Annotated in this window: 20 protein-coding genes and 1 tRNA gene; 9 read left to right on the forward strand and 12 right to left on the reverse strand. The window is 38.3% G+C overall.

Features of this window, described 5'->3' with window-relative positions:
- Window positions 1-77: 77 nt before the first annotated feature.
- The 9 genes from OQ268_RS14880 to OQ268_RS14920 all read right to left on the reverse strand — a co-directional run bounded on the left by OQ268_RS14880 (window position 78) and on the right by OQ268_RS14920 (window position 10,149).
- A complete protein-coding gene (locus OQ268_RS14880) occupies window positions 78-545 on the reverse strand; it encodes a DinB family protein (protein ID WP_265857193.1) in 468 nt (155 codons plus the stop codon).
- A 114-nt stretch (window positions 546-659) separates the two neighbouring features.
- A complete protein-coding gene (gene ilvN, locus OQ268_RS14885) occupies window positions 660-1,298 on the reverse strand; it encodes an acetolactate synthase small subunit (protein WP_265857196.1) in 639 nt (212 codons plus the stop codon).
- A gap of 52 nt (window positions 1,299-1,350) precedes the next feature.
- The gene (gene ilvB / locus OQ268_RS14890; protein ID WP_265857396.1) at window positions 1,351-3,072 is read right to left on the reverse strand and encodes a biosynthetic-type acetolactate synthase large subunit; all 1,722 of its coding nucleotides are present in this window, start codon (window positions 3,070-3,072) and stop codon (window positions 1,351-1,353) included.
- 51 nt (window positions 3,073-3,123) lie between these two features.
- The gene (locus tag OQ268_RS14895; protein ID WP_265857198.1) at window positions 3,124-3,678 is read right to left on the reverse strand and encodes an ORF6N domain-containing protein; all 555 of its coding nucleotides are present in this window, start codon (window positions 3,676-3,678) and stop codon (window positions 3,124-3,126) included.
- Between the two features lie 82 nt (window positions 3,679-3,760).
- The gene (gene ilvD, locus OQ268_RS14900; RefSeq protein WP_265857200.1) at window positions 3,761-5,443 is read right to left on the reverse strand and encodes a dihydroxy-acid dehydratase; all 1,683 of its coding nucleotides are present in this window, start codon (window positions 5,441-5,443) and stop codon (window positions 3,761-3,763) included.
- A gap of 112 nt (window positions 5,444-5,555) precedes the next feature.
- The gene (gene ilvE / locus OQ268_RS14905) at window positions 5,556-6,446 is read right to left on the reverse strand and encodes a branched-chain-amino-acid transaminase (RefSeq protein WP_265857202.1); all 891 of its coding nucleotides are present in this window, start codon (window positions 6,444-6,446) and stop codon (window positions 5,556-5,558) included.
- 954 nt (window positions 6,447-7,400) lie between these two features.
- The gene (gene atpC, locus OQ268_RS14910) at window positions 7,401-7,646 is read right to left on the reverse strand and encodes an ATP synthase F1 subunit epsilon (protein ID WP_265857203.1); all 246 of its coding nucleotides are present in this window, start codon (window positions 7,644-7,646) and stop codon (window positions 7,401-7,403) included.
- Between the two features lie 81 nt (window positions 7,647-7,727).
- Window positions 7,728-9,230 carry a F0F1 ATP synthase subunit beta gene (gene atpD / locus OQ268_RS14915; RefSeq protein ID WP_265857205.1) on the reverse strand — a complete coding sequence of 501 codons (1,503 nt, stop codon included), beginning with the start codon at window positions 9,228-9,230 and terminating at the stop codon, window positions 7,728-7,730.
- Window positions 9,231-9,465: 235 nt separating this feature from the next.
- On the reverse strand, window positions 9,466-10,149 hold the full coding sequence (locus tag OQ268_RS14920) for an outer membrane beta-barrel protein (RefSeq protein ID WP_265857206.1): 684 nt from the start codon (window positions 10,147-10,149) through the stop codon (window positions 9,466-9,468).
- A gap of 293 nt (window positions 10,150-10,442) precedes the next feature.
- Here OQ268_RS14920 and OQ268_RS14925 point away from each other — a divergent pair, with 293 nt between their 5' ends.
- The 5 genes from OQ268_RS14925 to obgE all read left to right on the forward strand — a co-directional run bounded on the left by OQ268_RS14925 (window position 10,443) and on the right by obgE (window position 14,156).
- Window positions 10,443-11,366 carry an SDR family oxidoreductase gene (locus OQ268_RS14925; protein WP_265857208.1) on the forward strand — a complete coding sequence of 308 codons (924 nt, stop codon included), beginning with the start codon at window positions 10,443-10,445 and terminating at the stop codon, window positions 11,364-11,366.
- Between the two features lie 132 nt (window positions 11,367-11,498).
- Window positions 11,499-11,963 (forward strand): redoxin domain-containing protein, encoded by a 465-nt coding sequence (locus OQ268_RS14930; protein ID WP_265857210.1) that lies wholly within the window; start codon window positions 11,499-11,501, stop codon window positions 11,961-11,963.
- Window positions 11,964-12,060: 97 nt separating this feature from the next.
- Window positions 12,061-12,134: transfer RNA gene (locus tag OQ268_RS14935), tRNA-Arg, on the forward strand.
- Between the two features lie 343 nt (window positions 12,135-12,477).
- Window positions 12,478-13,047, forward strand: a complete 570-nt coding sequence (locus OQ268_RS14940; protein WP_265857212.1) for an adenylate kinase — start codon at window positions 12,478-12,480, stop codon at window positions 13,045-13,047.
- A 113-nt stretch (window positions 13,048-13,160) separates the two neighbouring features.
- Window positions 13,161-14,156, forward strand: coding sequence for a GTPase ObgE (gene obgE / locus OQ268_RS14945; RefSeq protein WP_265857213.1), 996 nt, complete (start codon window positions 13,161-13,163; stop codon window positions 14,154-14,156).
- A 9-nt stretch (window positions 14,157-14,165) separates the two neighbouring features.
- On the opposite strand, the gene OQ268_RS14950 is transcribed toward obgE, so the two are convergent.
- Both OQ268_RS14950 and OQ268_RS14955 read right to left on the reverse strand, forming a co-directional pair.
- Window positions 14,166-14,906: a YdcF family protein gene (locus OQ268_RS14950; protein ID WP_265857215.1), complete on the reverse strand. Its 741-nt coding sequence runs from the start codon at window positions 14,904-14,906 to the stop codon at window positions 14,166-14,168.
- Window positions 14,907-15,034: 128 nt separating this feature from the next.
- A complete protein-coding gene (locus OQ268_RS14955; protein WP_265857217.1) occupies window positions 15,035-15,418 on the reverse strand; it encodes a YtxH domain-containing protein in 384 nt (127 codons plus the stop codon).
- Between the two features lie 192 nt (window positions 15,419-15,610).
- Between OQ268_RS14955 and OQ268_RS14960 the strand changes: the two genes are divergently transcribed.
- The 4 genes from OQ268_RS14960 (at window position 15,611) to OQ268_RS14975 (ending at window position 20,184) form a co-directional block, all read left to right on the forward strand.
- Window positions 15,611-15,991: an OsmC family protein gene (locus OQ268_RS14960; protein ID WP_265857219.1), complete on the forward strand. Its 381-nt coding sequence runs from the start codon at window positions 15,611-15,613 to the stop codon at window positions 15,989-15,991.
- Window positions 15,992-16,079: 88 nt separating this feature from the next.
- The gene (locus OQ268_RS14965) at window positions 16,080-17,333 is read left to right on the forward strand and encodes a DUF2130 domain-containing protein (protein WP_265857221.1); all 1,254 of its coding nucleotides are present in this window, start codon (window positions 16,080-16,082) and stop codon (window positions 17,331-17,333) included.
- A gap of 75 nt (window positions 17,334-17,408) precedes the next feature.
- On the forward strand, window positions 17,409-19,544 hold the full coding sequence (locus tag OQ268_RS14970; RefSeq protein WP_265857224.1) for a glycoside hydrolase family 97 protein: 2,136 nt from the start codon (window positions 17,409-17,411) through the stop codon (window positions 19,542-19,544).
- Window positions 19,545-19,707: 163 nt separating this feature from the next.
- Window positions 19,708-20,184 carry an acyl-CoA thioesterase gene (locus OQ268_RS14975; RefSeq protein WP_265857226.1) on the forward strand — a complete coding sequence of 159 codons (477 nt, stop codon included), beginning with the start codon at window positions 19,708-19,710 and terminating at the stop codon, window positions 20,182-20,184.
- Between the two features lie 3 nt (window positions 20,185-20,187).
- On the opposite strand, the gene OQ268_RS14980 is transcribed toward OQ268_RS14975, so the two are convergent.
- Window positions 20,188-21,936 carry an ATP-binding protein gene (locus OQ268_RS14980; protein ID WP_265857228.1) on the reverse strand — a complete coding sequence of 583 codons (1,749 nt, stop codon included), beginning with the start codon at window positions 21,934-21,936 and terminating at the stop codon, window positions 20,188-20,190.
- Between the last annotated feature and the right edge of the window lie 33 nt (window positions 21,937-21,969).

Below are 21,969 nucleotides of genomic sequence, written 5' to 3' on the forward strand. Positions count from 1 at the left end.
TTCAGCCGCTAAAAGTATTTTCGCTACAATCGGGTTTATCTACCTTGGCCTGCCTTCCAAACCGCCGTAGAACTACGTTACTGTTGCAAAGCCTTTCTTAACGCTAGGGCATATCCAAAATGAAGGTTATCGTGCCCAATTGTTGTAATTAAAACTTTTTCGATACTGGTTAACTCCTCACCATAAGTAGCGGTCGAGTATGGCGTAATCGAACTGAATTTTCCATTTGAATAATCTTCTTCAATTTTTCTAACACTATCCAAAGCAATATATTTCAGTTCAGCAACTTCCTCTATCGAAACGGTGTAAGTTGGCCTGGTATCCTTCTTATAACTATCCACAAATTTTACGGAGTTTGCATCTGCTAACAATCCCGTTCTTACATAACAAAGCGTTTGCGTACTCACCACTACATGACCGAAATTCCAAATCACGTTATTGTTAAATCCAGCTGGAATTTCATTCAGTTGTTCAATTGATAGGCTATCAATTAATTGAATAAAAGCCTTCCTAGCGTTTATAATAAATTCAAATACTTCGTTCATTCGTTCGTCTTTCGTATAAGTTTAGGGTAAGAAGTTTAGCTAAAGGTTTGCTACGTTATTTTAAATACAGTTTCAAAAACTTCAGCCTTTAGCTATCGGCAAATCATCTTAATTCTACATCGTAAAAATTTTCTCGCCCTTATCTAAAAACTCGTTTTCTACCAGTTCTTCTCCTGGCTCAATGGCCTCAAATTCTTTCAGCTTTTCGTGGAAGCCGGCGCTATCTTTAATAATGGCTACTCTTGCCGATCGCACAAATTCAATCAGCTCATAAGGTTCTAAAGCTTTCACTAATGCATCGGTTTCTTCTCTATGTCCCGTTACCGCAAAAACAGTATAATCTTTACGGATTACCACAGCACTGGCGCCATATTGCCTTAGCAAGCGTTCTACGGTAACTCGTTCAGTAATTTCATCCGTAGAAACTTTATACAAAGCCAGTTCTTGCCAAATAATTTCATCGTTGGTGTTGAAATAAACTTTTAAAACCTCAATTTGCTTTTCAATCTGTCGGGCCAATTTTCTAACTACCTCGTAGCTTTCCGTAATAACAATGTTAAAGCGATGAATGCCATCAATCTCAGATGCAGAACTGTTTAAACTCTCGATATTGATTTTTCTTTTCGAAAAAATAATTGCAATTCTATTTAATAAACCAATCCTGTTTTCAGCATACACCGTAATGGTATATTCTTGCTTACCATCGAAATCAGCTTTGCTAACTTTGTGTTCTATTGTATTTTCAGTACTCATTTTTTAAAACTTTAACTTTAAACCGTCGGCCCTCAATCGTCAATCCTTAAACTTACTTCAACCTAATTTCGCTTACGCTCATGCCTTGCGGCACCATCGGGAACACGTTATTTTCTCTACCTACCATTACTTCTAGCAGGTATGAGCCCTCATGGTTGATCATTGTTTCCAATGCTTTTCTCAAACTGGCACGTTCTTCCACCTTATCTGCTTCGATGTAGTAAGCCTTAGCAAGCGCTACAAAATCCGGACTGGTGATGTTAACAGAAGAATAGCGTTTGTCGTTGAATAGCTCTTGCCACTGCCTAACCATACCTAGAAAACGGTTGTTCAGGATTAGGATTTTTACTGCAGCGCCAAACTGCATAATAGTGCCCAATTCCTGCGGCGTCATCTGGAAACCACCATCTCCAATAATGGCGATAACTGTTTTATCTGGAGCGCCGTATTTGGCACCTATTGCTGCAGGCAAACCAAATCCCATAGTGCCTAAACCGCCAGATGTTATGTTGCTGCGGGTATTGTTAAATTGAGCATAACGGCACGCCACCATTTGGTGCTGACCAACATCGGTCACAATTACCGCATCTCCGCCACAAATCTCATTAATGTTGCGTAATACCTCGCCCATAGTCATTTCATCGCCGGCAGGGTAAAGTTCTGGCGTAATAACTTGGTCTATCTCTTGTTGGTTGTAAGTTTTAAATTTAGCTAACCAATCCTCATGTTTATTTTCAAGGATTAAGTTGGTAAGTAGGGGTAATGTCTCCTTACAATCGCCCCAAATGCCTACTTCTGCTTTTACGTTTTTATCAATTTCTGCAGGATCTATATCTAAATGGATCACCTTAGCCTGTTTAGCATATTTGTCTAAACGGCCTGTAACGCGATCATCGAAACGCATACCAATAGCGATTAATACATCACATTCGTTTGTTAAAACGTTAGGCCCGTAATTGCCATGCATCCCCAACATGCCTACATTTAAAGGATGGTCGGTAGGGATTGCACCATCGCCCATGATTGTCCATGCCGCAGGAATACCACTTTTTTCGATAAAAGCTTTGAACTCTTGCTCTGCCGTACCTAAAATTACCCCTTGTCCGAATAATACAAATGGTTTTTTAGCTTGATTAATTAATGCTGCAGCTTGCTCTATATATTCTATCCTAACTTTAGGTTTTGGACGGTAAGAGCGGATATGATTGCATCTTACATATTCTGGAAACTCTTCAATCTGTATTTGTGCATTTTTAGTAATGTCAATTAAAACCGGCCCCGGGCGGCCGCTTTTAGCAATGTAAAATGCTTTAGCCAACACCTCCGGAATCTCTTTGGCATCAGTAACCTGATAATTCCATTTCGTAACTGGCGTAGTGATGTTAATCACATCGGTTTCTTGGAAAGCATCGGTTCCTAAAAGATGTGCAAAAACCTGCCCTGTGATACAAACTAGGGGCGTGCTATCGATTTGCGCATCAGCTAAGCCCGTAACTAAATTGGTGGCACCTGGTCCGCTGGTGGCGAAACAAACACCTACTTTGCCGCTCGCTCTTGCAAAACCTTGTGCGGCATGGATCCCGCCTTGTTCATGGCGTACTAAGATATGTTCAAGTTTGTCAGTATAATCATAAAGAGCATCGTAAATTGGCATAATAGCCCCACCTGGATATCCGAAAATGGTGGTTACACCTTCTTCAATTAGTCCGTTTAAAAGAACTTGCGAACCTGTTCCTTTAAAGGTTTTAGATGAGGTTTCTGCTTTAGCCTCCATCGCTTGTAATGTGTCTTGCACAGTTTCCATAATTATGTTTTTGTGGTTCTGTTATTCTTTTATTTTAAATCCAATTCGCTCTCTATCTTTCCATTTCAATTGAGCAATTTTTTCATCAAGCATGTTATCCATTGCATCGTAAAGCTCATTTAGTTGTACATCGTGCTCACCAAGTCTTTCTTTAATTTCGAGTAACTGTTCGTTTAAGTTATTTTGTTTCAATAAGATTTTTCTTACATCTACAAAAGCTCTCATAATGGCAATATTCATGTTGATTGCCCTTTCACTTCTCAAAACTCCACTTAACATGGCTACACCTTGCTCAGTAAATGCGTAAGGCAAAGCAGAATTTGGTCTTTTGGAAGAATATGTCATCACAATTTGTGATGACATGTCTACATTGTTGATTTCAATCCTTAAATTTTCAAATTCTTGTTTAGTAAGCTGAAACATAAAATCTTCAGGGAAACGCTTATTATTTCGTTTTACTGCTTGATTTAAAACTCTAGTTTCAACTTCATAAAGCAATGCTAAATCGAAATCTAACATTACTCTTTCACCCCGAATTTCATAAATTCTACTTTGAATACTTTTGATAACTTGCATAGTAATTCATTTTAATATTTAGTCAATAGTCGGGATGACTAATTTTTTCCAGTCCTTTATTTTTCCGTGCAGGAATTAAAGGTTAATATTCATCAGTTACACAACCACTTGCTGCGTCTGATACCGTTTTAGCATATTTATATAAAACGCCTTTGTTTACTTTCAATGCTGGTTGAGCATAGTTTTTTCTTCGCTCTGCAATAATTTCATCGCTCACTTTTAAGTTGATGGTGTTATTTATAGCATCAATCTCGATCAAGTCATCATCTTGCACTAAACCAATTAAACCGCCTTTATAAGCTTCTGGGGTAATGTGTCCAACCACGAAACCGTGTGTTCCGCCAGAGAAACGTCCGTCGGTAATTAAGGCGATTGATTTGCCTAAGCCAGCACCAATAATTAGAGAAGTAGGTTTTAACATTTCTGGCATACCTGGCGCACCAACCGGACCTTCATTTTTAATTACCACCACATCGCCGGGCTTAATTCTTCCAGAAGAAATTCCAGCAACTAAATCCTTTTCACCATCAAATACACGAGCAGGACCTTCGAATTTCTCACCTTCCTTACCCGAGATTTTTGCAACCGAACCTTTTTCAGCTAAGTTTCCATAAAGGATTTGTAAGTGACCAGTTGCTTTTATCGGCTCGCTCAATTTTTGAACGATTTTCTGGTCATAATCCATAATTGATTTTACATCAGCTAAGTTTTCTGCCATTGTTTTTCCCGTTACAGTTAAGCAGTCGCCGTGTAATAATCCTTCATTTAACATATACTTTAATACCGCTGGTATACCGCCGAACTGATGTAAATCCTGCATCAGGTATTTGCCACTTGGTTTAAAATCGGCCAATACTGGTGTGATATCACTCATTTTCTGGAAGTCATCTTGTGTAATTTCTACACCGATGGCTTTGCCCATTGCAATAAAGTGTAACACTGCATTTGTACTTCCGCCTAATATAATAATTGAACGAATGGCATTTTCAAATGCTTTTCTCGTCATAATATCAGATGGTTTAATATCTTTCTCTAATAAAACTTTGATGTATTGACCAGCATCTAAACACTCTTGTTTTTTCTCCGCACTGATTGCAGGATTTGAGGAGGAGTAAGGTAAACTCATGCCCAGGGCTTCAATTGCAGATGCCATGGTGTTAGCGGTATACATGCCTCCACAGGCACCGGCACCCGGACAAGTATGTTTAATGATCCCCTGATAATCTTCATCTGATAAGTTGCCACAGATTTTTTGACCTAATGCTTCGAAAGCAGAAACGATGTTCAGTTCTTCGCCTTTATAATGACCAGGAGCAATTGTTCCACCATAAACCATAATTGATGGGCGGTTTAAACGGGCCATAGCCATAATGGCACCTGGCATATTTTTATCACAACCAGGGATAGAAATAATACCGTCATAATATTGACCACCACAAATGGTTTCGATGCTATCGGCAATCACATCTCTACTTACAAGTGAATAACGCATACCATCGGTACCGTTGCTCATTCCATCGCTAACCCCAATCGTATTAAAAACCAGTCCCACTAAATCATTTTTCCAAACGCCTGCTTTAACGTCTTTTGCAAGGTCGTTAAGGTGCATGTTGCAGGTGTTACCGTCGTAGCCCATACTGGCAATGCCCACCTGTGCTTTTGCCATATCAGCATCTGTTAAGCCAATTCCATAAAGCATGGCTTGGGCTGCAGGTTGTGTTGGGTCTTGTGTAAATGTTTTACTGTATTTATTAATTTCGTTCATTGGTTGGTTCATCAAATCAATAGTTTATTGGTCTTGCTACATGATACTTTCTACTTGATACTATCTTCTCAAATCCCAAGTCTACCATCTCACATCTAACTTCTAAGATCTTTTAAATAATCACTTCGTAATTCACTTTTTCTAACACCAAATTTTTATAGGCTCTTTGGATGGTGTAGCCAATAGATTCTCGCCATAAGCTGCGGAAAACAATGTCGTCTATTGAAGCAATTCCAGCAACCTCAGTGGCTGTGCCACATAAAAAAGCACTATCGGCTGATCTTAAATCCGCTACAGTTATTTTTTTCTCGATACATTCGATATCTAAAACGGTGCATAACTCCTTAACTGTTGCTCTGGTAATGCCAGGTAAAATATTTCCTAATGAAGGCGTGTAGAGCTTGCCATCTTTTTCAACAAAAATGTTTGCACCCGAGGCTTCTGCTACAAAACCGTGCATATCTAAAAGCAATGCTTCATCATAACCTTTAATGTTGGCTGCGGTTGTAGCTAATATTGAATTCACATAGTTTCCGCTCAATTTCGCCTCCATCGGAGTGGATTTTGGGTTCGGTCTTTCGTAATCTGAGATGGTTAATTTTAATAACTTATTTCCCGAATAGGCGTCCCAGTCCCATGCACAAATTAAAATTGACACACCAGTTGGTCCGTTCAATTTCATGTTCGGGTGACAAAAAACAAGTGGACGGATGTATGCGTCTTTCAACTTATTTAAGGTAAGCAACTTATAGGTTTCGCTAATTAATTCATTTTTATCCCAAGGAAATGGAATATTAGCCAGTTGGCAAGAACGTTCTAACCTATCGAAGTGCGCAGCAGCCTTAAAAATGCGATTTCCATTGTGCGTTTTGTATGCCCTGATGCCTTCGAAAGCTGCATATCCATAATGTAAAGATTGCCCATAAAGGTCGGTGCTGCTATCTACGGCTTTTTCAAACCGCCCGTCAAGGTAAATAATCGTATTAGAATTATAGTATTTCATAATACCGGGTTTTTTATTTAAAAAAAGCGTCCTGTTTTTACCAGGACGCTTTAAGTATATTTAGTTTTTGTATGCTATTTATTCTGCGTCCGCTTGTTGCCCCATAAAATATTTAGGAGTAGCAGGTTGACAATAATGACAGGTAATAATATAGTTCTACCTGCTGCAATTGCAGTAGCCTGGTTAGAAATATAGTTAATTTGATAATTCATCTTTCCCTGATTATTTATAAATACCAATTTAGTTTTTGGTTCAGTAATATGCAAGAGAAAATTAATAAAATTAAAATCAGAATTTAATTCGTTATAAAAAATTTAAAACAGAATATAATTCTTAATCCACGCTAGATTAGTGATTTAATGTCGGTGACTGTAGACTGAATATCGAAACGGTATATGGTATGTTTATTATGCAAGCATTACATTTTAGAATAGTTTCTGCCTAAAATCAAGCTCAGCTCTGGAAAACTCAATTTTAAGAACTATTTTATTTAATTTTTATGATAGTCGCGGCATATGCAATTGGTGGTTTTGGAATTGAAAGAATTAAGGAGTATACTAAAGCTATTTATACAAGGTTTATTTAATGGCGGTGCAAATTTGTGGAATAGCAGTAGTTGCCTGAATGTTTAAACCCAATTGCAGCGGTATCCTTTTTACCACCCTGGGCTTCAGTTTGGGGATAATGGTAAAAAGATTAAGCGGAAAGTGGGATTAGCCTAAATTGGAACACAGGTTTTGCTTTTCGAAAAGGAGAATAATGATATTATATGATAACCTGGCGATGTTGTTTTAATGCCCAATTAAGATCAGCCTTCTGGTGATAACGCATGCCGTTTTTCGCTTTACCGAACCGTTTCTACGGGGAGCTTTTTTAAAAAAAAGCCTTTCCGAAATCATCGAAAAGGCTTTTGGGAATATATTGACCGAGTTACTATGGCCTTCAGTAACCGTTTTAAGCAATACCTTCGGCAAGTACGACAATTTTGTTGTGAATAACCTCTACAACGCCGCCTTTTATAAAGAAACGTTGCTCGTCTGTTTTGTTAGCTTTAATAATTACCTCTCCATCTTCTAAAGTTGAGATGATTGGCGCATGGTCTTTTAAAATCTGAAACGAGCCTAAAGTGCCAGGAACCGTAACCGCAGTTATTTCACCTTCGAAAACTTTTTTATCTGGAGTTAATATTTCTAAGTTCATTTTGAATAGATTTGAGATTTGAGACATGAGATTTGAGACAAAGTCCCTCTCACATCTCATATCTAGTGTCTCACGTCTCTCTTAGTTCGCTTCTGCCAATAATTTTTTACCTTTTTCAATAGCATCTTCAATGCTACCAACTAAGTTAAATGCAGCTTCTGGATATTCGTCAACTTCGCCATCCATGATCATGTTAAAACCTTTGATGGTGTCTTTAATATCAACCAACACGCCTTTTAAGCCTGTAAATTGCTCAGCAACGTGGAAAGGTTGAGATAAGAAACGTTGAACACGACGAGCTCTAGATACTACCAATTTATCTTCCTCAGATAATTCGTCCATACCTAAAATTGCGATGATATCTTGTAATTCTTTATAACGTTGAAGAGTTTCTTTTACGCGTTGAGCAGTGTTGTAATGCTCATCACCCAAAACAGCAGGAGAAAGGATACGTGAAGTAGAATCTAATGGATCTACCGCAGGGTAGATACCTAACTCGGCAATTTTACGAGAAAGTACGGTTGTAGCATCTAAGTGGGCAAAAGTTGTTGCCGGTGCAGGGTCAGTTAAATCATCTGCAGGTACGTATACCGCTTGTACAGAAGTAATTGAACCGCGTTTGGTTGAAGTAATACGCTCTTGCATTAAACCCATTTCAGTTGCCAATGTTGGTTGGTAACCTACAGCAGATGGCATACGACCTAACAGTGCCGATACCTCAGAACCTGCCTGAGTGAAACGGAAGATGTTATCTACGAAGAAAAGGATATCTTTTCCAGCACCTTCGCCATCACCATCACGGAAATATTCTGCAACTGTTAAACCTGATAAGGCCACACGAGCACGTGCACCAGGAGGCTCGTTCATTTGACCGAAAACCAATGTTGCTTTAGACTCTTTTAATTTTTCAGTATCAACAGCTTTTAAATCCCATCCACCTTTTTCCATTGAGTGGAGGAAATCATCACCATAGTTGATTACGCCTGATTCGATAAACTCACGAAGTAAATCGTTACCTTCACGAGTACGCTCACCCACGCCAGCAAATACAGATAAACCTGCATAAGCCTTTGCGATGTTGTTTACCAACTCCATGATAAGTACTGTTTTACCTACACCAGCACCACCGAACAAACCGATTTTACCACCTTTTGCATAAGGCTCTAACAAATCGATTACTTTAATACCTGTAAAAAGTACTTCAGTTTCAGTAGATAAATCTTCGAACTTAGGAGGAGTAGCGTGAATAGGACGACCATCAGTTTTATCAACTGTGTTGATACCATCAATCGCTTCACCAACTACATTAAATAAACGACCTTTAATTTGGTCGCCAACTGGCATTTTAATTGCAGCACCTGTGTCAACTACGTCCATTCCACGAACTAAACCGTCTGTAGAGTCCATCGAGATTGCACGAACGCGATCTTCACCTAAGTGTTGTTGAACCTCTAAAACAATTTTTTGTCCATTTTCTTTCGTTATCTCTAACGCATCAAAAATTTTAGGTAGATGGGCATCATTAGCAAAGCTAACGTCAACCACAGGGCCGATAATTTGTGCTATTTTTCCTAAGTTAGGCATATCTGTTGTGAGTAAATTTATTACAGTCAATGAATTAAAGCCGTTTGTAGGGGCTCCAATTCGGTTGGCAAAGTTAAGTTATTATTAGTAAATTTTAAATATATATTATAAATTTTTTAACGATGTTTAAAAACAATTAGTTCCAACAAAAAAACGCCTTAAAAATTTAAATTTCAAGGCGTTTTTAGATTTAATGATGATTAAAAAAGTATGGGCTACAATAATTACTGTTACATTATTTGAATAATATTCTGCCGGATAAAAAGATGTTATCTGTTTTTTGTGTTGGCGTTCCTAACAAGGGAGCCAAGTTTAAGAAACGCATACTTTTATCCCAGTTTATATTTATATACTCAATATCAAATCCTATGGCTAACTTATCGGTTAAGCTAAATGTTGCGCCAATGAATGGGTGAATCTTTAATAAAAAATTGGATTTGGAAGTAAATGTACCTAATTGCTTGCTGTATACCTGACTATTATTGACGCTATTTTCATAATAATTAACTTTTGAAAATAATTTACCAAAGTTTACGGAACTGCCAAATCTTAAAAAATCAGTTTCACTTAAATCAATTTTATAAAATGCGCTTAATTGGAGAAAAAATGCTTGATTTTTTCCGATGACTTCATTGTAATTGTTATTTGTTAAATTGTATCTTTCATAAATTGGATTGGAAGCAAAAGTCTGTAAGCCTGTTTCTAAACCTAAGTTATTTGGAAATAACTTTCCATAACCAAAACTGAATATTGCGCCATCGGTTTTATAGTTCTCATCAGTATTCTTATCTGTAATAAATTTGATATAATCTGCTACAGCAACTTTAACCGAGCCGTAGAAATAATGTTCTTGGCTAAATCTTCTCACCCATGGAGTTAATGAAATACCTACTAGAATTATGAAGATTTTTTTTCCCATATCAAATATAAAAACGGGACGCAATCCCCCCGTTGTCAATAAATTTTCGCGGTAATGTTAATTAGAACTATTCGTGAGGAGAATACCTCAAATTTTGTTGTATAGCTTTAGTTTGCTAAATCACATTAAACAAAACAGAATGGAGAAAGCCAACATCGAATTTTACTTTTACAATTCTTGCAGTGAGTTTCTAATGTCTTATACCATATTACCCAATTGAATAATTTCAACGGATTGATAAGGATGATTCTGACAAATATATTATAATTTCGTAATTGACAACCAAAAGAAGTATGAATTTCCTTACGGTTTTAACAACAGGCAGTAATGGCCTTTTAGGACAAAAATTAACGGAGAAAATTTTAGCAGAACAAAGGGTTAGTTTAGTAGCCACATCAAAAGGTGCCAATCGCTACCCCATTTCAACGGGTTATATTTATGCAGAAATGGATATCCTTAATCCCGCTCAGGTAAGATCGATAATTGAAAAATTTAAGCCTAATGCCATTGTTCATACTGCAGCCATGACCAATGTAGATACCAGCGAAGCTAATAAAGAATTGTGCCATCAATTAAATGTATGGGCTACTCAAAATTTGGTATCGCTTTGCGAAGAATTTAATATTCACTTGATACATTTGAGTACCGATTTTATTTTTGACGGAGCCAGTGGACCATATCAAGAAGAGGATACACCAAATCCTTTGAGTCATTATGGTAAAACAAAACTATTAGCTGAATTGGCGGTCAAAGAATCGAAAGCCAACTGGGCAATTTTACGTACCATTTTAGTTTATGGTATTACAAATGATATGAGCAGAAGTAACATTGTATTGTGGGCTAAAAGTGCACTCGAAAAAGGCTTACCTATCAATGTAGTAAACGACCAGTATCGAATGCCAACTTTGGCAGAGGATTTAGCCGAAGCCTGCTTACTAGCAGTGGAGCATAATGCCAAGGGTGTTTATCATGTTTCGGGTAATGATTATATGAGTGTTTCGGATTTGGTGAGAAAGGTGGCTAACTATTGGAATCTCGATCAATCTATCATAAAAGAAGTTAGTTCGTCTGCACTGAACGAGCTAGCGAAACGCCCGCTTAGAACTGGTTTTATTTTAGACAAATCAATGACTGATTTAAACTTTCATCCACATAGCTTTGAGGAAGGATTGGCGATAGTTGATGAGCAGATGAAGTTATTGAGGAGAATAAATTAATTTGGTAAGTCTTCGTTCCCACCTAACTAAATTAAAGTTTGAAGATTCGATAATTTATAGATCAAGCTGGTTCACAACTAAAAACTAATTAAGTTTATTTATACAGTTTCAATAATTAAATACTAATATACCATGAGTTTACAAGTAGGCGATAAGGCCCCAGATTTTAAACTATACAGTTCAGAGTTAACTGAAATTTCTTTATCTGCTTTTCAGGGCAAAAAGGTGGTTATCCATTTTTTTCCGATGGCTTTTACTGGAACATGTACCGAGCAATTATGTGCAATGCGTGATAATTTTAGTTACTACGAAGGTGTAAATGCTCAGATCTTAGGAATTTCTGTCGATTCCCCATTTACCTTAGCAAAGTTTAAGGAAGTACAGGGTTATCAGTTTCCCCTCCTGTCTGACTTCAATAAAGAAGTTTCTGCTGCATATGGTGCTTTTTATGATGAATTTGTTTTCGGACTAAAAGGTGTTTCAAAAAGAGCTGCCTTTGTAATAGATGAAGAAGGAGAAATCATTTATGCGGAGGTTTTGGAGAATGCAGGCGATTTACCTGATTTCAAAGCGATTAACGATAAGCTGGCTGAATAGGAATGAGTTCCAACCTAAAAAATTAATACTTTTTGCAAATTTAATTGGATTTTAAAAACTCAATTTATACCTTTGCAGTCCGTTAACGAACGGAAATGCATTTGTAGCTCAATTGGATAGAGCATCTCACTACGGATGAGAAGGTTTGGGGTTCGAATCCCTACAAGTGCACGTTAAGAAGAGGAGCTGGTAAAACAACTCCTCTTTTTTGTTTAAAAGCTTTTTAAAAGACGTGGAGTAATTTATCCACGCTATTATTAAACCTTTCCTTCGAAAATTAAATCAGTTTTATCGCAAAATTTGATTTAAATTCTGAAAATTTTCCAGGATCTCACTATTTCTTATCCAAGCATGCGATTAGCCAACTCATATCAAATTATTTAGCAATTTTAACAGCTTGTAAATTAATAATTATATATTTGCAGCCTTGAAAGGCAATAGTCGGAGAAACTTGCTATAGTAAAAAAGCCTATGCATAAGGCTTAATTTTTTAAAGATAACCTAAACCACGTTAATGCTTAATTTAGTTCTCTTTGGCCCTCCAGGGGCGGGTAAAGGCACCCAATCTGCAAAGCTGATTGACAAATATCAGTTAGTACATGTTTCAACAGGCGATCTTTTTAGAGCTCACGTAAAAGGCGAAACAGAATTAGGAAAAAAAGTTAGTCAATTATTAGCGGATGGAGAATTGGTTCCGGATGCCATAACAATTGCGATGCTGGAGGAAGAAGTAGATAAAAATCCTGATGCAAAAGGTTTTGTTTTTGATGGGTTTCCGCGTACGGTTCCGCAGGCAAAAGAGCTTGATTTATTTTTAGAGCGTAAAGGCAATAAAATTGCTGGTGTTATTGCTTTGGATGTTGATCAGGAGGAACTAACTAAGCGCATAGCTGAGCGCCATAAAATAAGTGGAAGGCCAGATGATGACGCTGAAAAATTGAAAAAACGCATCTCAGAATACTTCGAAAAAACTATTCACGTATTACCTTATTATGAGGAGCAAGGAAAGTTGCAAAAGGTAAATGGAATTGGAGAAATAGAAACAGTTTATCAGGACCTTTGTTCGGTTATTGATAAATTCTAATACTTAATATTTAAATTTTAACATCCGCAGAAAAGCATTTGTTGTTTTTTGCGGATGTTGTTTTTTAACGATTTTTGTAATCTAAAATCGTCAATCTAAAATTGTAAATCAATATGTCGCAGGGTTCAAATTTCGTAGATTATGTAAAAATTTGTTGCCGTTCTGGTAAGGGCGGGGCAGGTTCAGCACATTTACATCGTGATATTTTAACATCAATGGGCGGCCCTGATGGTGGCGATGGCGGCAGAGGTGGCCACATCATCGTTAAAGGGAGCGTACATATCTGGACATTGTTACACCTGAAATACCGTAAACACATTATTGCGCAAGATGGCGGTGCCGGCGGAAGTTCGCATAAGTTTGGTAAACAGGGACAGGATGAAATTTTGGAAGTTCCGTTAGGTACCATTGCCAAAGATGCTGAAACCGGCGAGGTATTATTTGAGATTACCAAAGATGGTGAAACGAAGATTTTAACCGCTGGCGGTCGTGGTGGTTTAGGCAATGCGCACTTCAAAAATGCTGTGCAGCAAACACCCCGTTTTGCCCAACCCGGTGAACCTGGTAAAGAGGTTTGGAATATCTTAGAACTTAAGGTTTTGGCTGATGTTGGCTTAGTGGGTTTCCCTAACGCCGGTAAATCTACGCTGCTTTCTGTAGTTTCTGCAGCTAAGCCTGAAATTGCTGATTACCCCTTCACCACTATCGTTCCAAATTTAGGTATTGTAAGTTATAGGGGTGGAAAATCTTTCGTGATGGCTGATATTCCAGGAATTATAGAAGGTGCATCGAAGGGAAAAGGTTTGGGCTATCGTTTCCTACGCCATATAGAACGTAACTCTGTTTTATTATTTATGGTTCCAGCCGATACCAGTAGAACCATTCGAGAGGAATATGAAATCTTGAAACGGGAGCTAGAATCTTACAATCCTGAACTGATGCAGAAACCACATGTTTTGGCAATTACTAAATCGGATATGTTGGATGAGGAATTAACGAATGAAATGAAACAGGATTTGCCCAACATTCCTTCAATATTCATCTCATCGGTAGCACAGAAAAATATTGTGGAATTAAAAGATTTGCTTTGGAAAGCGATAGCGGAATAATATTCATTATTAATTTCTAATACGGTCGACCAGATAACCTACCCACTCTTTAAGCAGTAGCTCCCAGGCGCTCAGTGCAGCAGCATTTGGTAAGATAAAATCTGCCAACTCGTAATCTGTTTTTCCAGAAAAATTTGTTGGGTAGTAGTCGATGCTCGATTTCGCAAATCGATCAAAGATGAGTCTTGCTCTTGGAACATGCCAGGCGCTTGTAATTACCAGCACCTTGGCATCTGGTTTCCATCGTTTTATTATTGCAAGGCTGTTTTTTGCATTTTCGAGCGTATTTCTACTCATGTTCTCAACCATGATAGCAGAATCTGCAAGACCAATTTCGTGGAGGAAATCTACGGTGAGGTCAGCTTCTTTTATGGTGGTGTCCAAGAGGTTTGCACTTCCGCTACTCAGCAAGATCTTGTCAATCTTTCCCTCCTTATAGAGGCTTATGGCTTGAAAAAGTCGGTCGCTAGCCCAACTAAAAGCAATTTTTTTTGTTTTTTTATTGTAAGCTGAATATCCGCCAAGTACTATACCTACATCATATTTGGCATTGGGTGGGTAGGAGGCTTCATACCAATTGGTTATAACGCCCACAATAAAGCTATTAGAAAAGAAAAAGAAAAGAAAACAGGCAACAATTGCAAATTTTTTTCGATGCTTTTTTAATCCCGCTGCAAGCAAAATGATTATAGCAATCCAAACAATTGGTTTAAGGAAAAAAATTAGAATTTTCGATAGTATGAAGCTCATGCCTACAAGTTTAAACACAAAACTAACAAATAGATTAGCTTTTGTGTGTGTTGTGGCAAACTTCTAAAAGGGTGTTATATCAAGCTAAAAATACAGTTGGAAGTCATCACAACTTCCAACTGTATTTTTTATCCCTGCCCTTCTTTTTCCTGATCATTATCTCGTTCGTGATCATTCTCATGCGCATGATCGAGAATTTCTTTTATATCAGACTTGGGTTTTTTGGCAACCGTACGCTTAAAATGTGGCACTTCATGTTCCACTATATCTTCTTCAATTGCTTCTACGCCGAAAACTTTTTCCTTTAGGATGTTATATTTATCTTGAAAACCATAACGCAAGTTTTTTGCTCCTCCAGCTATTCTACCTCTGGTTGCACGGCCGCTATCTGGCGCAAATAAAACACTCACTACGGCACCTGCTGCCAATCCTGCTACTAATGCCAACGCAACCTGCACAGTCTTATCAGACTTTTGGGTAAAACATTTTTCAATTAACTTTTTGTATTTCATCTGTATCTAATTTTATGGTGAACATGGTTTGCGCATTATTGTGAGGCAATAGGTTGATGTTAATTTACTTATAATCATCACCATGTGTTATCAATTGGAACAATTCCTATTGCATAAATGTTTCGATAAATCTAAATCAAATCGATATAGGAACATATTTACTAAGTTTAATCACAATAAAAAATAAAAGATATGGTAAAGGCAACAATAGATAAAGCGCACTATGCATGTTCAGTTTCAAACGGATCTCACGATATTATCGTAGATGAACCTATCGAACTCGGTGGTACCAACAAAGGCTTTGCACCAAAGGGATTATTAATGGCTTCGTTGGCGTCCTGCGTAGCAATTACCCTACGCATGTACGTTGATAGAAAAGAGTGGTCGGTAGAGAAAATTGAAGTAGTTGTAAATACGGATACAGAAAACGGAGAAATGGTTTTTTTTGAAGAGATAACCTGTACCGGGCAACTTACAGAAGAGCAGAAAGCGAGGTTGCAAGATATTGCTGCCAAGTGCCCGGTAAGTAAAATTTTAACCGCAGGACACGAAGTAAGGTCTAAAGTGCTTTAACAAACGGTGCAAAACTCGTTCATCCAAAGCTAAAAAGCTTTAATATCTTTGCATTACTTCAGTTTTACTGCTGAAAGGAGAATTTTATATGGCTACTGAAATTAAATGCCCCAACTGTGCGCACGTTTTTCCGATGGAAGAAGCGATGGCCGAAGATTATAAGAAAGAGCTTAGAGAGAAAATGGTTGCTTTTACCAAGCAAAAGGATGAGGATTTTCAACGCCGATTGGCTGTAGTGGAAAATGAAAAGCTACAACAACAAAAATTATTCGATGCTAAGCTAACTGAAGAAAAGAATAAACTGAAAAGCGATTTGGAAGGAAATCTGCGCAAGAGTATCGCCGCTGATTTTGAAACGAAATTGCAAATGCTTGAGGGTAATGCCAAGGATAACGAGGAAAAGCTTAAACTGGCCCGCGAGAAAGAATTGGAGTTTTTACGTCGCGAACAGTCCTTAAAAATAAAGGAAGAGGAAATGGAACTTGCCTTCCAACGAAAAATGCAAGAGCAGCGCAATGAACTGGTAGAGCAGATCAGGAAGCAGGAGGCCGAAAAAAATTCTATCAAAGATACCGAGCATCAACTCAGGTTAAAAGAATTAGAAAAACAACTCGACGACCAAAAGAAGTTAGCCGAAGAGATGAAGCGTAAGGCTGAGCAAGGTAGTATGCAACTGCAGGGTGAAGTTCAGGAACTTATCTTGGAAGAACTCCTGCGAAGCAACTTCCCCTTCGATTTAATTGAAGAAGTGGGTAAGGGTGTACGTGGCGCAGATTGTGTGCAGGTGGTGAGAAATAATTTTGGCCAGGAGTGTGGCAAAATCATTTACGAAAGCAAGCGTACCAAAGACTTCGGTGGCGATTGGATAGAGAAACTTAAAAAAGATATGCGGAGTATGGGCGTAGATGTGGCTGTCATTGTAAGTCAATGTTATCCAAAAGGCATGGATTGCTTCGGACAAAAGGATGGCGTTTGGATTTGTTCTTTCGAGGAAGTGAATGCCGTGGCCTATGTGCTTCGAGATGGTATTTTACGATTGGCTACCGCAATGAAATCGCAGGAGAACCGCGGCGATAAAATGCACATGCTTTATGACTACCTTACCGGAACAGAATTCTCGGAGCAATGGAAAGCCATTCGCGAAGGTTTTATGAGCATGAAACTATCTATCCAAAGGGAGAGAGATGCCATGGAACGCTTATGGAAGGCCAGAGAGAAACAGTTGGAAAAAGTGCTGCTTAATGCTACGCACATCCGTGGATCAATTGAAGGAATCGCAGGAAGCGATAGTATTCAGTTGAGTTTAACTGATGATGACGAGGAAACCCTATTTCTCGAATAGGCAACTCTTAACGCCTCATTTGGATGCCTTTAGCTAAATTGAAAAGAAAGAAAATTTAACAAACAAATATATAAAGTGAATAACAACAAAAATTTCAAAGCAATTAACCTCTTAAGATTTATTGCATTTATTAGTGTTTTGGCTTTTTCCGGGAACGTTTCCGGACAGGCGCTTCAATCCCCAGATGCAAACCTAATTGCCAATTTTTCTTTGGCAGATGGCGGCATACCAACCTATAGCTTGCAGTACAAAGGCAAACCTGTTATAAAAACCAGTAAGCTTGGCCTTGAGCTTAAAGAAGGTAAATCTTTAATAAATGGTTTTAAAATTACCGACACTAAAACCAGCACATTTAACGAAAGTTGGAAACCAGTTTGGGGCGAGGTTAAGGAAATTGTAAACCATTACAATGAATTGGCTGTAACGCTAACACAACAGGAAACCAATAGACACATCATTATCAGGATGCGGTTATTTAATGACGGTTTAGGGTTTAGATACGAGTTTCCGGAGCAGAAAAACTTAGACTACTTTGTTATTAAGGAAGAGAAAACCCAATTCGCGTTAGCAGGCGATCATAAAGCATTTTGGTTGCCTGGCGATTACGATACACAAGAATACAGCACCGTAACTTCCAACTTATCAGAAGTACGTTCAAAAATGAAAGATGCAGTTACCCCAAATGCATCACAAACCACCTTTTCGCCTACAGGCTTACAAACGCCGTTGATGATGAAAAGTAAAGATGGATTATACATTAACATTCATGAAGCGGCTTTGATAAATTATTCTCTAATGTCTTTAAACCTAGATGATAAGAATATGGTGTTAGAATCGTGGTTAACGCCAGATGCAGTAGGAGATAAGGGATACCTTCAGGCGCCTTGTGTATCACCATGGCGAACCATCATTGTAACTGATAAGGCAGGTGACATTTTAACCTCGAAATTAACTTACAACTTAAACGAGCCAACCAAGTTTACAGACGTTTCGTGGATAAAACCAACTAAATATGTTGGCGTATGGTGGGAAATGATTACAGGGAAAAGTACCTGGGCTTACAACGATTTAACCAGTGTACAGCTCGGTGTAACCGATTACGCCAAAACAAAGCCGAATGGAAAACATGGTGCCAACACCGCACATGTAAAGGAGTACATCGATTTTGCAGCCAAAAATGGTTTAGATGCTGTTTTGGTTGAGGGATGGAACGAAGGATGGGAAGATTGGTTTGGTAAAACAAAAGATTATGTTTTTGATTTTGTTACCCCATACCCAGATTTTGATGTCAAAGAATTACATCGCTATGCGGAAAGTAAAGGGATAAAAATTATTATGCACCATGAAACTTCATCATCAGTGCGTAACTACGAAAGGCATTTAGATACTGCATACAAGTTTATGAAAGCCAATGGTTACGATGCTGTAAAAAGCGGCTACGTAGGTAATATCATCCCACGGGGCGAACACCATTATGGGCAATGGTTAAACAACCATTATTTATATGCTATTGAAAAAGCTGCTGAATATAAAATTATGGTAAATGCACATGAAGCCGTTCGCCCTACGGGCTTGGCACGTACTTATCCAAATCTAATCGGTAACGAATCTGCTCGAGGTACAGAATACGAGGCTTTTGGCGGAAACAATGCCGACCATACCACCATTCTACCATTTACCCGTTTAATTGGTGGACCAATGGATTACACGCCAGGGATTTTCGAAACTAAAGTTAGTGCCTACAACCCAGAAAATAATTCGTTTGTGCACAGCACACTTGCACGGCAACTGGCATTATACGTAACCATGTATAGCCCACTACAAATGGCCGCCGATTTACCAGAAACATACAATAAATATATGGATGCGTTCCAATTTATTAAAGATGTTGCGGTAGATTGGGATGATACCAAAGTTTTAGAAGCCGAACCTGGGGATTATATTACCTTCGCTCGAAAAGCCAAAGGGAAGAACAATTGGTTTATTGGGCGCACAAATGACGAGGTTGCACGAACTTCTAAAATCGATTTTAGCTTTCTAGATCCGGGTAAGAAATACACCGCAACCATTTATGCCGATGCTAAGGATGCACATTATGAGACTAATCCTAAGGCTTACACTATCCGTAAAATGGAGGTAACGAGCAAAACGAAGCTTAGTCAATACTGTGCGCCGGGTGGTGGTTATGCCATTAGTGTGATGGCTAAATAACTTTCAATCGACCAGCTTAATTCAAGGAATTTTAAATTTTTAGTCGTAGCAGGTTTAAACTCTTGCTACGACTTTTTTATTGAAAAATTTTCCATCTCTTTTTTTGTATTTGCGCTTTGCTTATTTTGCAGATTGAAAATAGCGCAACCAAATTATATAACTCATGGCAAAAACAAGCAACCACATCGAACTTCAGTTTTTAAGCGAGCCATCTGATGTAAATTACGGTGGCAAGGTGCATGGTGGTATGATGATGAAATGGATAGACCAGGCGGCATTTGCCTGTGCTTTGCAGTGGAGTGAATCTTACTGTGTTACTGTTTATGTAGGTGGTATCCGATTTTTTCACCCTGTACACATCGGTCATTTGGTTAAAATGGAGGCGAGGATTATTTACACGGGCAAAACGAGCATGCATATTGCGGTTGATGCTTATTCAAAACCCATAGGCAAGGCAGACTTTGTTAAAAATACACATTGCATCATTGTTTTTGTAGCCGTTGATGATGATGGACAACCGATAGCAATTCCAACCTTTAAACCCACAACCGAAAAAGAAATTGCGATGCATGGCTATGCCATTAAGTTAATGGAATTGCGTAAAAGTATCGACAAAGAAATGGAGCCTTACATTGTGTAATGTTTAGGCAATGGGAAGCGCAAAGCTAAACCTGCTACCTTCACCAACGGCACTCTCCACCCATATTTTGCCATTTTCGGCTTCAATAAAATCTTTGGAAATGGCCAGGCCCAGGCCTGAACCAGATTTGTTCTGTCCGTCTGTTGGTACCTGAAAGTATCTATCGAACAACCGCTTCTGATATTTTTCTTCGATGCCCTTTCCGAAATCTTTAACAGTAAAATGAATCATCTGATTGTGCTCGAAAGCATCGATCAGTACGGTAGATTTCTCGGCACTGTATCTCAATGCATTCGATAAAAAATTAACCAATACCCAGGCTGTTTTCTGGATGTCGGCATTTACGCTAGGCAGGTTGGTGTCGCAATTTACCTTTAAAGTTATCGCTTTCTGTTCGGCCTGGAATTTCACCGCTTCAAGAGCGTAGTTTATGATTTGAGTCGGCGGGGTTAAGGCAAATGTCAATTTTAAATTTCCTGTTTCTACTTGCGATAGGTCTAAAAGCTCACTTGTGATCTTTAGCAGCCTATCGCTATCATCTTTAATGTGGTTTACAAGCTGGTGCTGTTCGGTGTTGAGACTGCCGATCCGCATATCGTTAAGCAATTTTAAACTCATTTTAATTGATGAAAGTGGCGTTTTCAATTCATGTGAAACCGTTGCGATGAAGTTGGTCTTGGCCTCATCGAGTTCTTTAAATTGCGTGATATTTTTAAGGATGTAAACACTCCCGGCAGATTTTGTTGAGGTAACCACAGCAAGCCCATCCTGATCATCGTAGTTCGGAATAATGATCTCCCGATTTTCAAGCAAAAAGTATGATTCTTTATCATCGGCATAAATTTTCAAGGTGTTATCATCTGTTTCGGGTTTGATGATTCTTTTCAACAGCTCATTTTTGTTGATTAGTGCTGATGCATTTTGTCCAATCACTTTATCGCTATCTAAATTCATCAGCTTTGCTGCTAACTGATTTAGGAAAAGTATTTCATCCTTTTCATTTAGGCCTATTATGGCATCCTGCATTTGGGCGATGATGGCTTCAATGCGCAATTTTTCGGATTTGACTTTAGACAGGTTGCTGTTTTCCCATTCATTTAGTTTAACAACCATGCCGTTAAAGGACTCAGCTAATGCCGTGAACTCATCATTGTTATCGAAATGCAGGCGTTGTTTATAGTTCTTGCTGCTGATTCCTTTTATGGCTTCACTAAACTCTGCCAGAGGGTTGGCCACAAAGCCAGGAAAGTTGACAATAAAGGTGAACAGGATAATGAAACTTATGGTTGCTGCAATCATGATGTACAGATTAGCATCGCCAGCGGTATTACCAGCTTGCGCATTTTTGACATATATGGCTTGCATATTTAAGTTCTCGATGCTTCTAAGTGCAGCTCTTAGCTCCAAAACGCTGGCCTGTTCAGCATTAGCAGTTTGGGAATGCTGCAATAAATAAAAGCTATTTTTTAACTTTTCGAAAGCCATTTGCTCACCTTGCTCGGTGATGTTACTACCCTCTAAATCGATTGTTTTCTTAAATAATTCTGCTTTCTGGTTGGAGATTGGAAATCGGTTCTCATCGAGAATATTCCGCATGGTAGCGACGTATTTCAATGATTTATAGTTATCCTTTAATATCACTTTAGACTTGTTTGATAGCTCGTTTAGAAAGAATAGGGCTATCAACCCGAAGGATAAAACAAGTATAAACAGAAACCCGAATCCGAGGCGGAGTTTGGTTTTAATTTTCATGGATGTAAATGTTAATATATACGATCACTTTTG

It is taken from the genome of Pedobacter sandarakinus (assembly GCF_026240095.1).
In the GTDB taxonomy this organism is placed as follows: Bacteria; Bacteroidota; Bacteroidia; order Sphingobacteriales; family Sphingobacteriaceae; genus Pedobacter; species Pedobacter sandarakinus.

What these genes read in the sequence shown, in the direction of transcription:
- OQ268_RS14880 (WP_265857193.1), bottom strand. Translation starts at nt 545, where the DNA reads ATGAACGAAGTATTTGAATTTATTATAAACGCTAGGAAGGCTTTTATT.
- ilvN (WP_265857196.1), bottom strand. Translation starts at nt 1,298, where the DNA reads ATGAGTACTGAAAATACAATAGAACACAAAGTTAGCAAAGCTGATTTC.
- ilvB (WP_265857396.1), bottom strand. Translation starts at nt 3,072, where the DNA reads ATGGAGGCTAAAGCAGAAACCTCATCTAAAACCTTTAAAGGAACAGGT.
- OQ268_RS14895 (WP_265857198.1), bottom strand. Translation starts at nt 3,678, where the DNA reads ATGCAAGTTATCAAAAGTATTCAAAGTAGAATTTATGAAATTCGGGGT.
- ilvD (WP_265857200.1), bottom strand. Translation starts at nt 5,443, where the DNA reads ATGAACGAAATTAATAAATACAGTAAAACATTTACACAAGACCCAACA.
- ilvE (WP_265857202.1), bottom strand. Translation starts at nt 6,446, where the DNA reads ATGAAATACTATAATTCTAATACGATTATTTACCTTGACGGGCGGTTT.
- atpC (WP_265857203.1), bottom strand. Translation starts at nt 7,646, where the DNA reads ATGAACTTAGAAATATTAACTCCAGATAAAAAAGTTTTCGAAGGTGAA.
- atpD (WP_265857205.1), bottom strand. Translation starts at nt 9,230, where the DNA reads ATGCCTAACTTAGGAAAAATAGCACAAATTATCGGCCCTGTGGTTGAC.
- OQ268_RS14920 (WP_265857206.1), bottom strand. Translation starts at nt 10,149, where the DNA reads ATGGGAAAAAAAATCTTCATAATTCTAGTAGGTATTTCATTAACTCCA.
- OQ268_RS14925 (WP_265857208.1), top strand. Translation starts at nt 10,443, where the DNA reads ATGAATTTCCTTACGGTTTTAACAACAGGCAGTAATGGCCTTTTAGGA.
- OQ268_RS14930 (WP_265857210.1), top strand. Translation starts at nt 11,499, where the DNA reads ATGAGTTTACAAGTAGGCGATAAGGCCCCAGATTTTAAACTATACAGT.
- OQ268_RS14940 (WP_265857212.1), top strand. Translation starts at nt 12,478, where the DNA reads ATGCTTAATTTAGTTCTCTTTGGCCCTCCAGGGGCGGGTAAAGGCACC.
- obgE (WP_265857213.1), top strand. Translation starts at nt 13,161, where the DNA reads ATGTCGCAGGGTTCAAATTTCGTAGATTATGTAAAAATTTGTTGCCGT.
- OQ268_RS14950 (WP_265857215.1), bottom strand. Translation starts at nt 14,906, where the DNA reads ATGAGCTTCATACTATCGAAAATTCTAATTTTTTTCCTTAAACCAATT.
- OQ268_RS14955 (WP_265857217.1), bottom strand. Translation starts at nt 15,418, where the DNA reads ATGAAATACAAAAAGTTAATTGAAAAATGTTTTACCCAAAAGTCTGAT.
- OQ268_RS14960 (WP_265857219.1), top strand. Translation starts at nt 15,611, where the DNA reads ATGGTAAAGGCAACAATAGATAAAGCGCACTATGCATGTTCAGTTTCA.
- OQ268_RS14965 (WP_265857221.1), top strand. Translation starts at nt 16,080, where the DNA reads ATGGCTACTGAAATTAAATGCCCCAACTGTGCGCACGTTTTTCCGATG.
- OQ268_RS14975 (WP_265857226.1), top strand. Translation starts at nt 19,708, where the DNA reads ATGGCAAAAACAAGCAACCACATCGAACTTCAGTTTTTAAGCGAGCCA.
- OQ268_RS14980 (WP_265857228.1), bottom strand. Translation starts at nt 21,936, where the DNA reads ATGAAAATTAAAACCAAACTCCGCCTCGGATTCGGGTTTCTGTTTATA.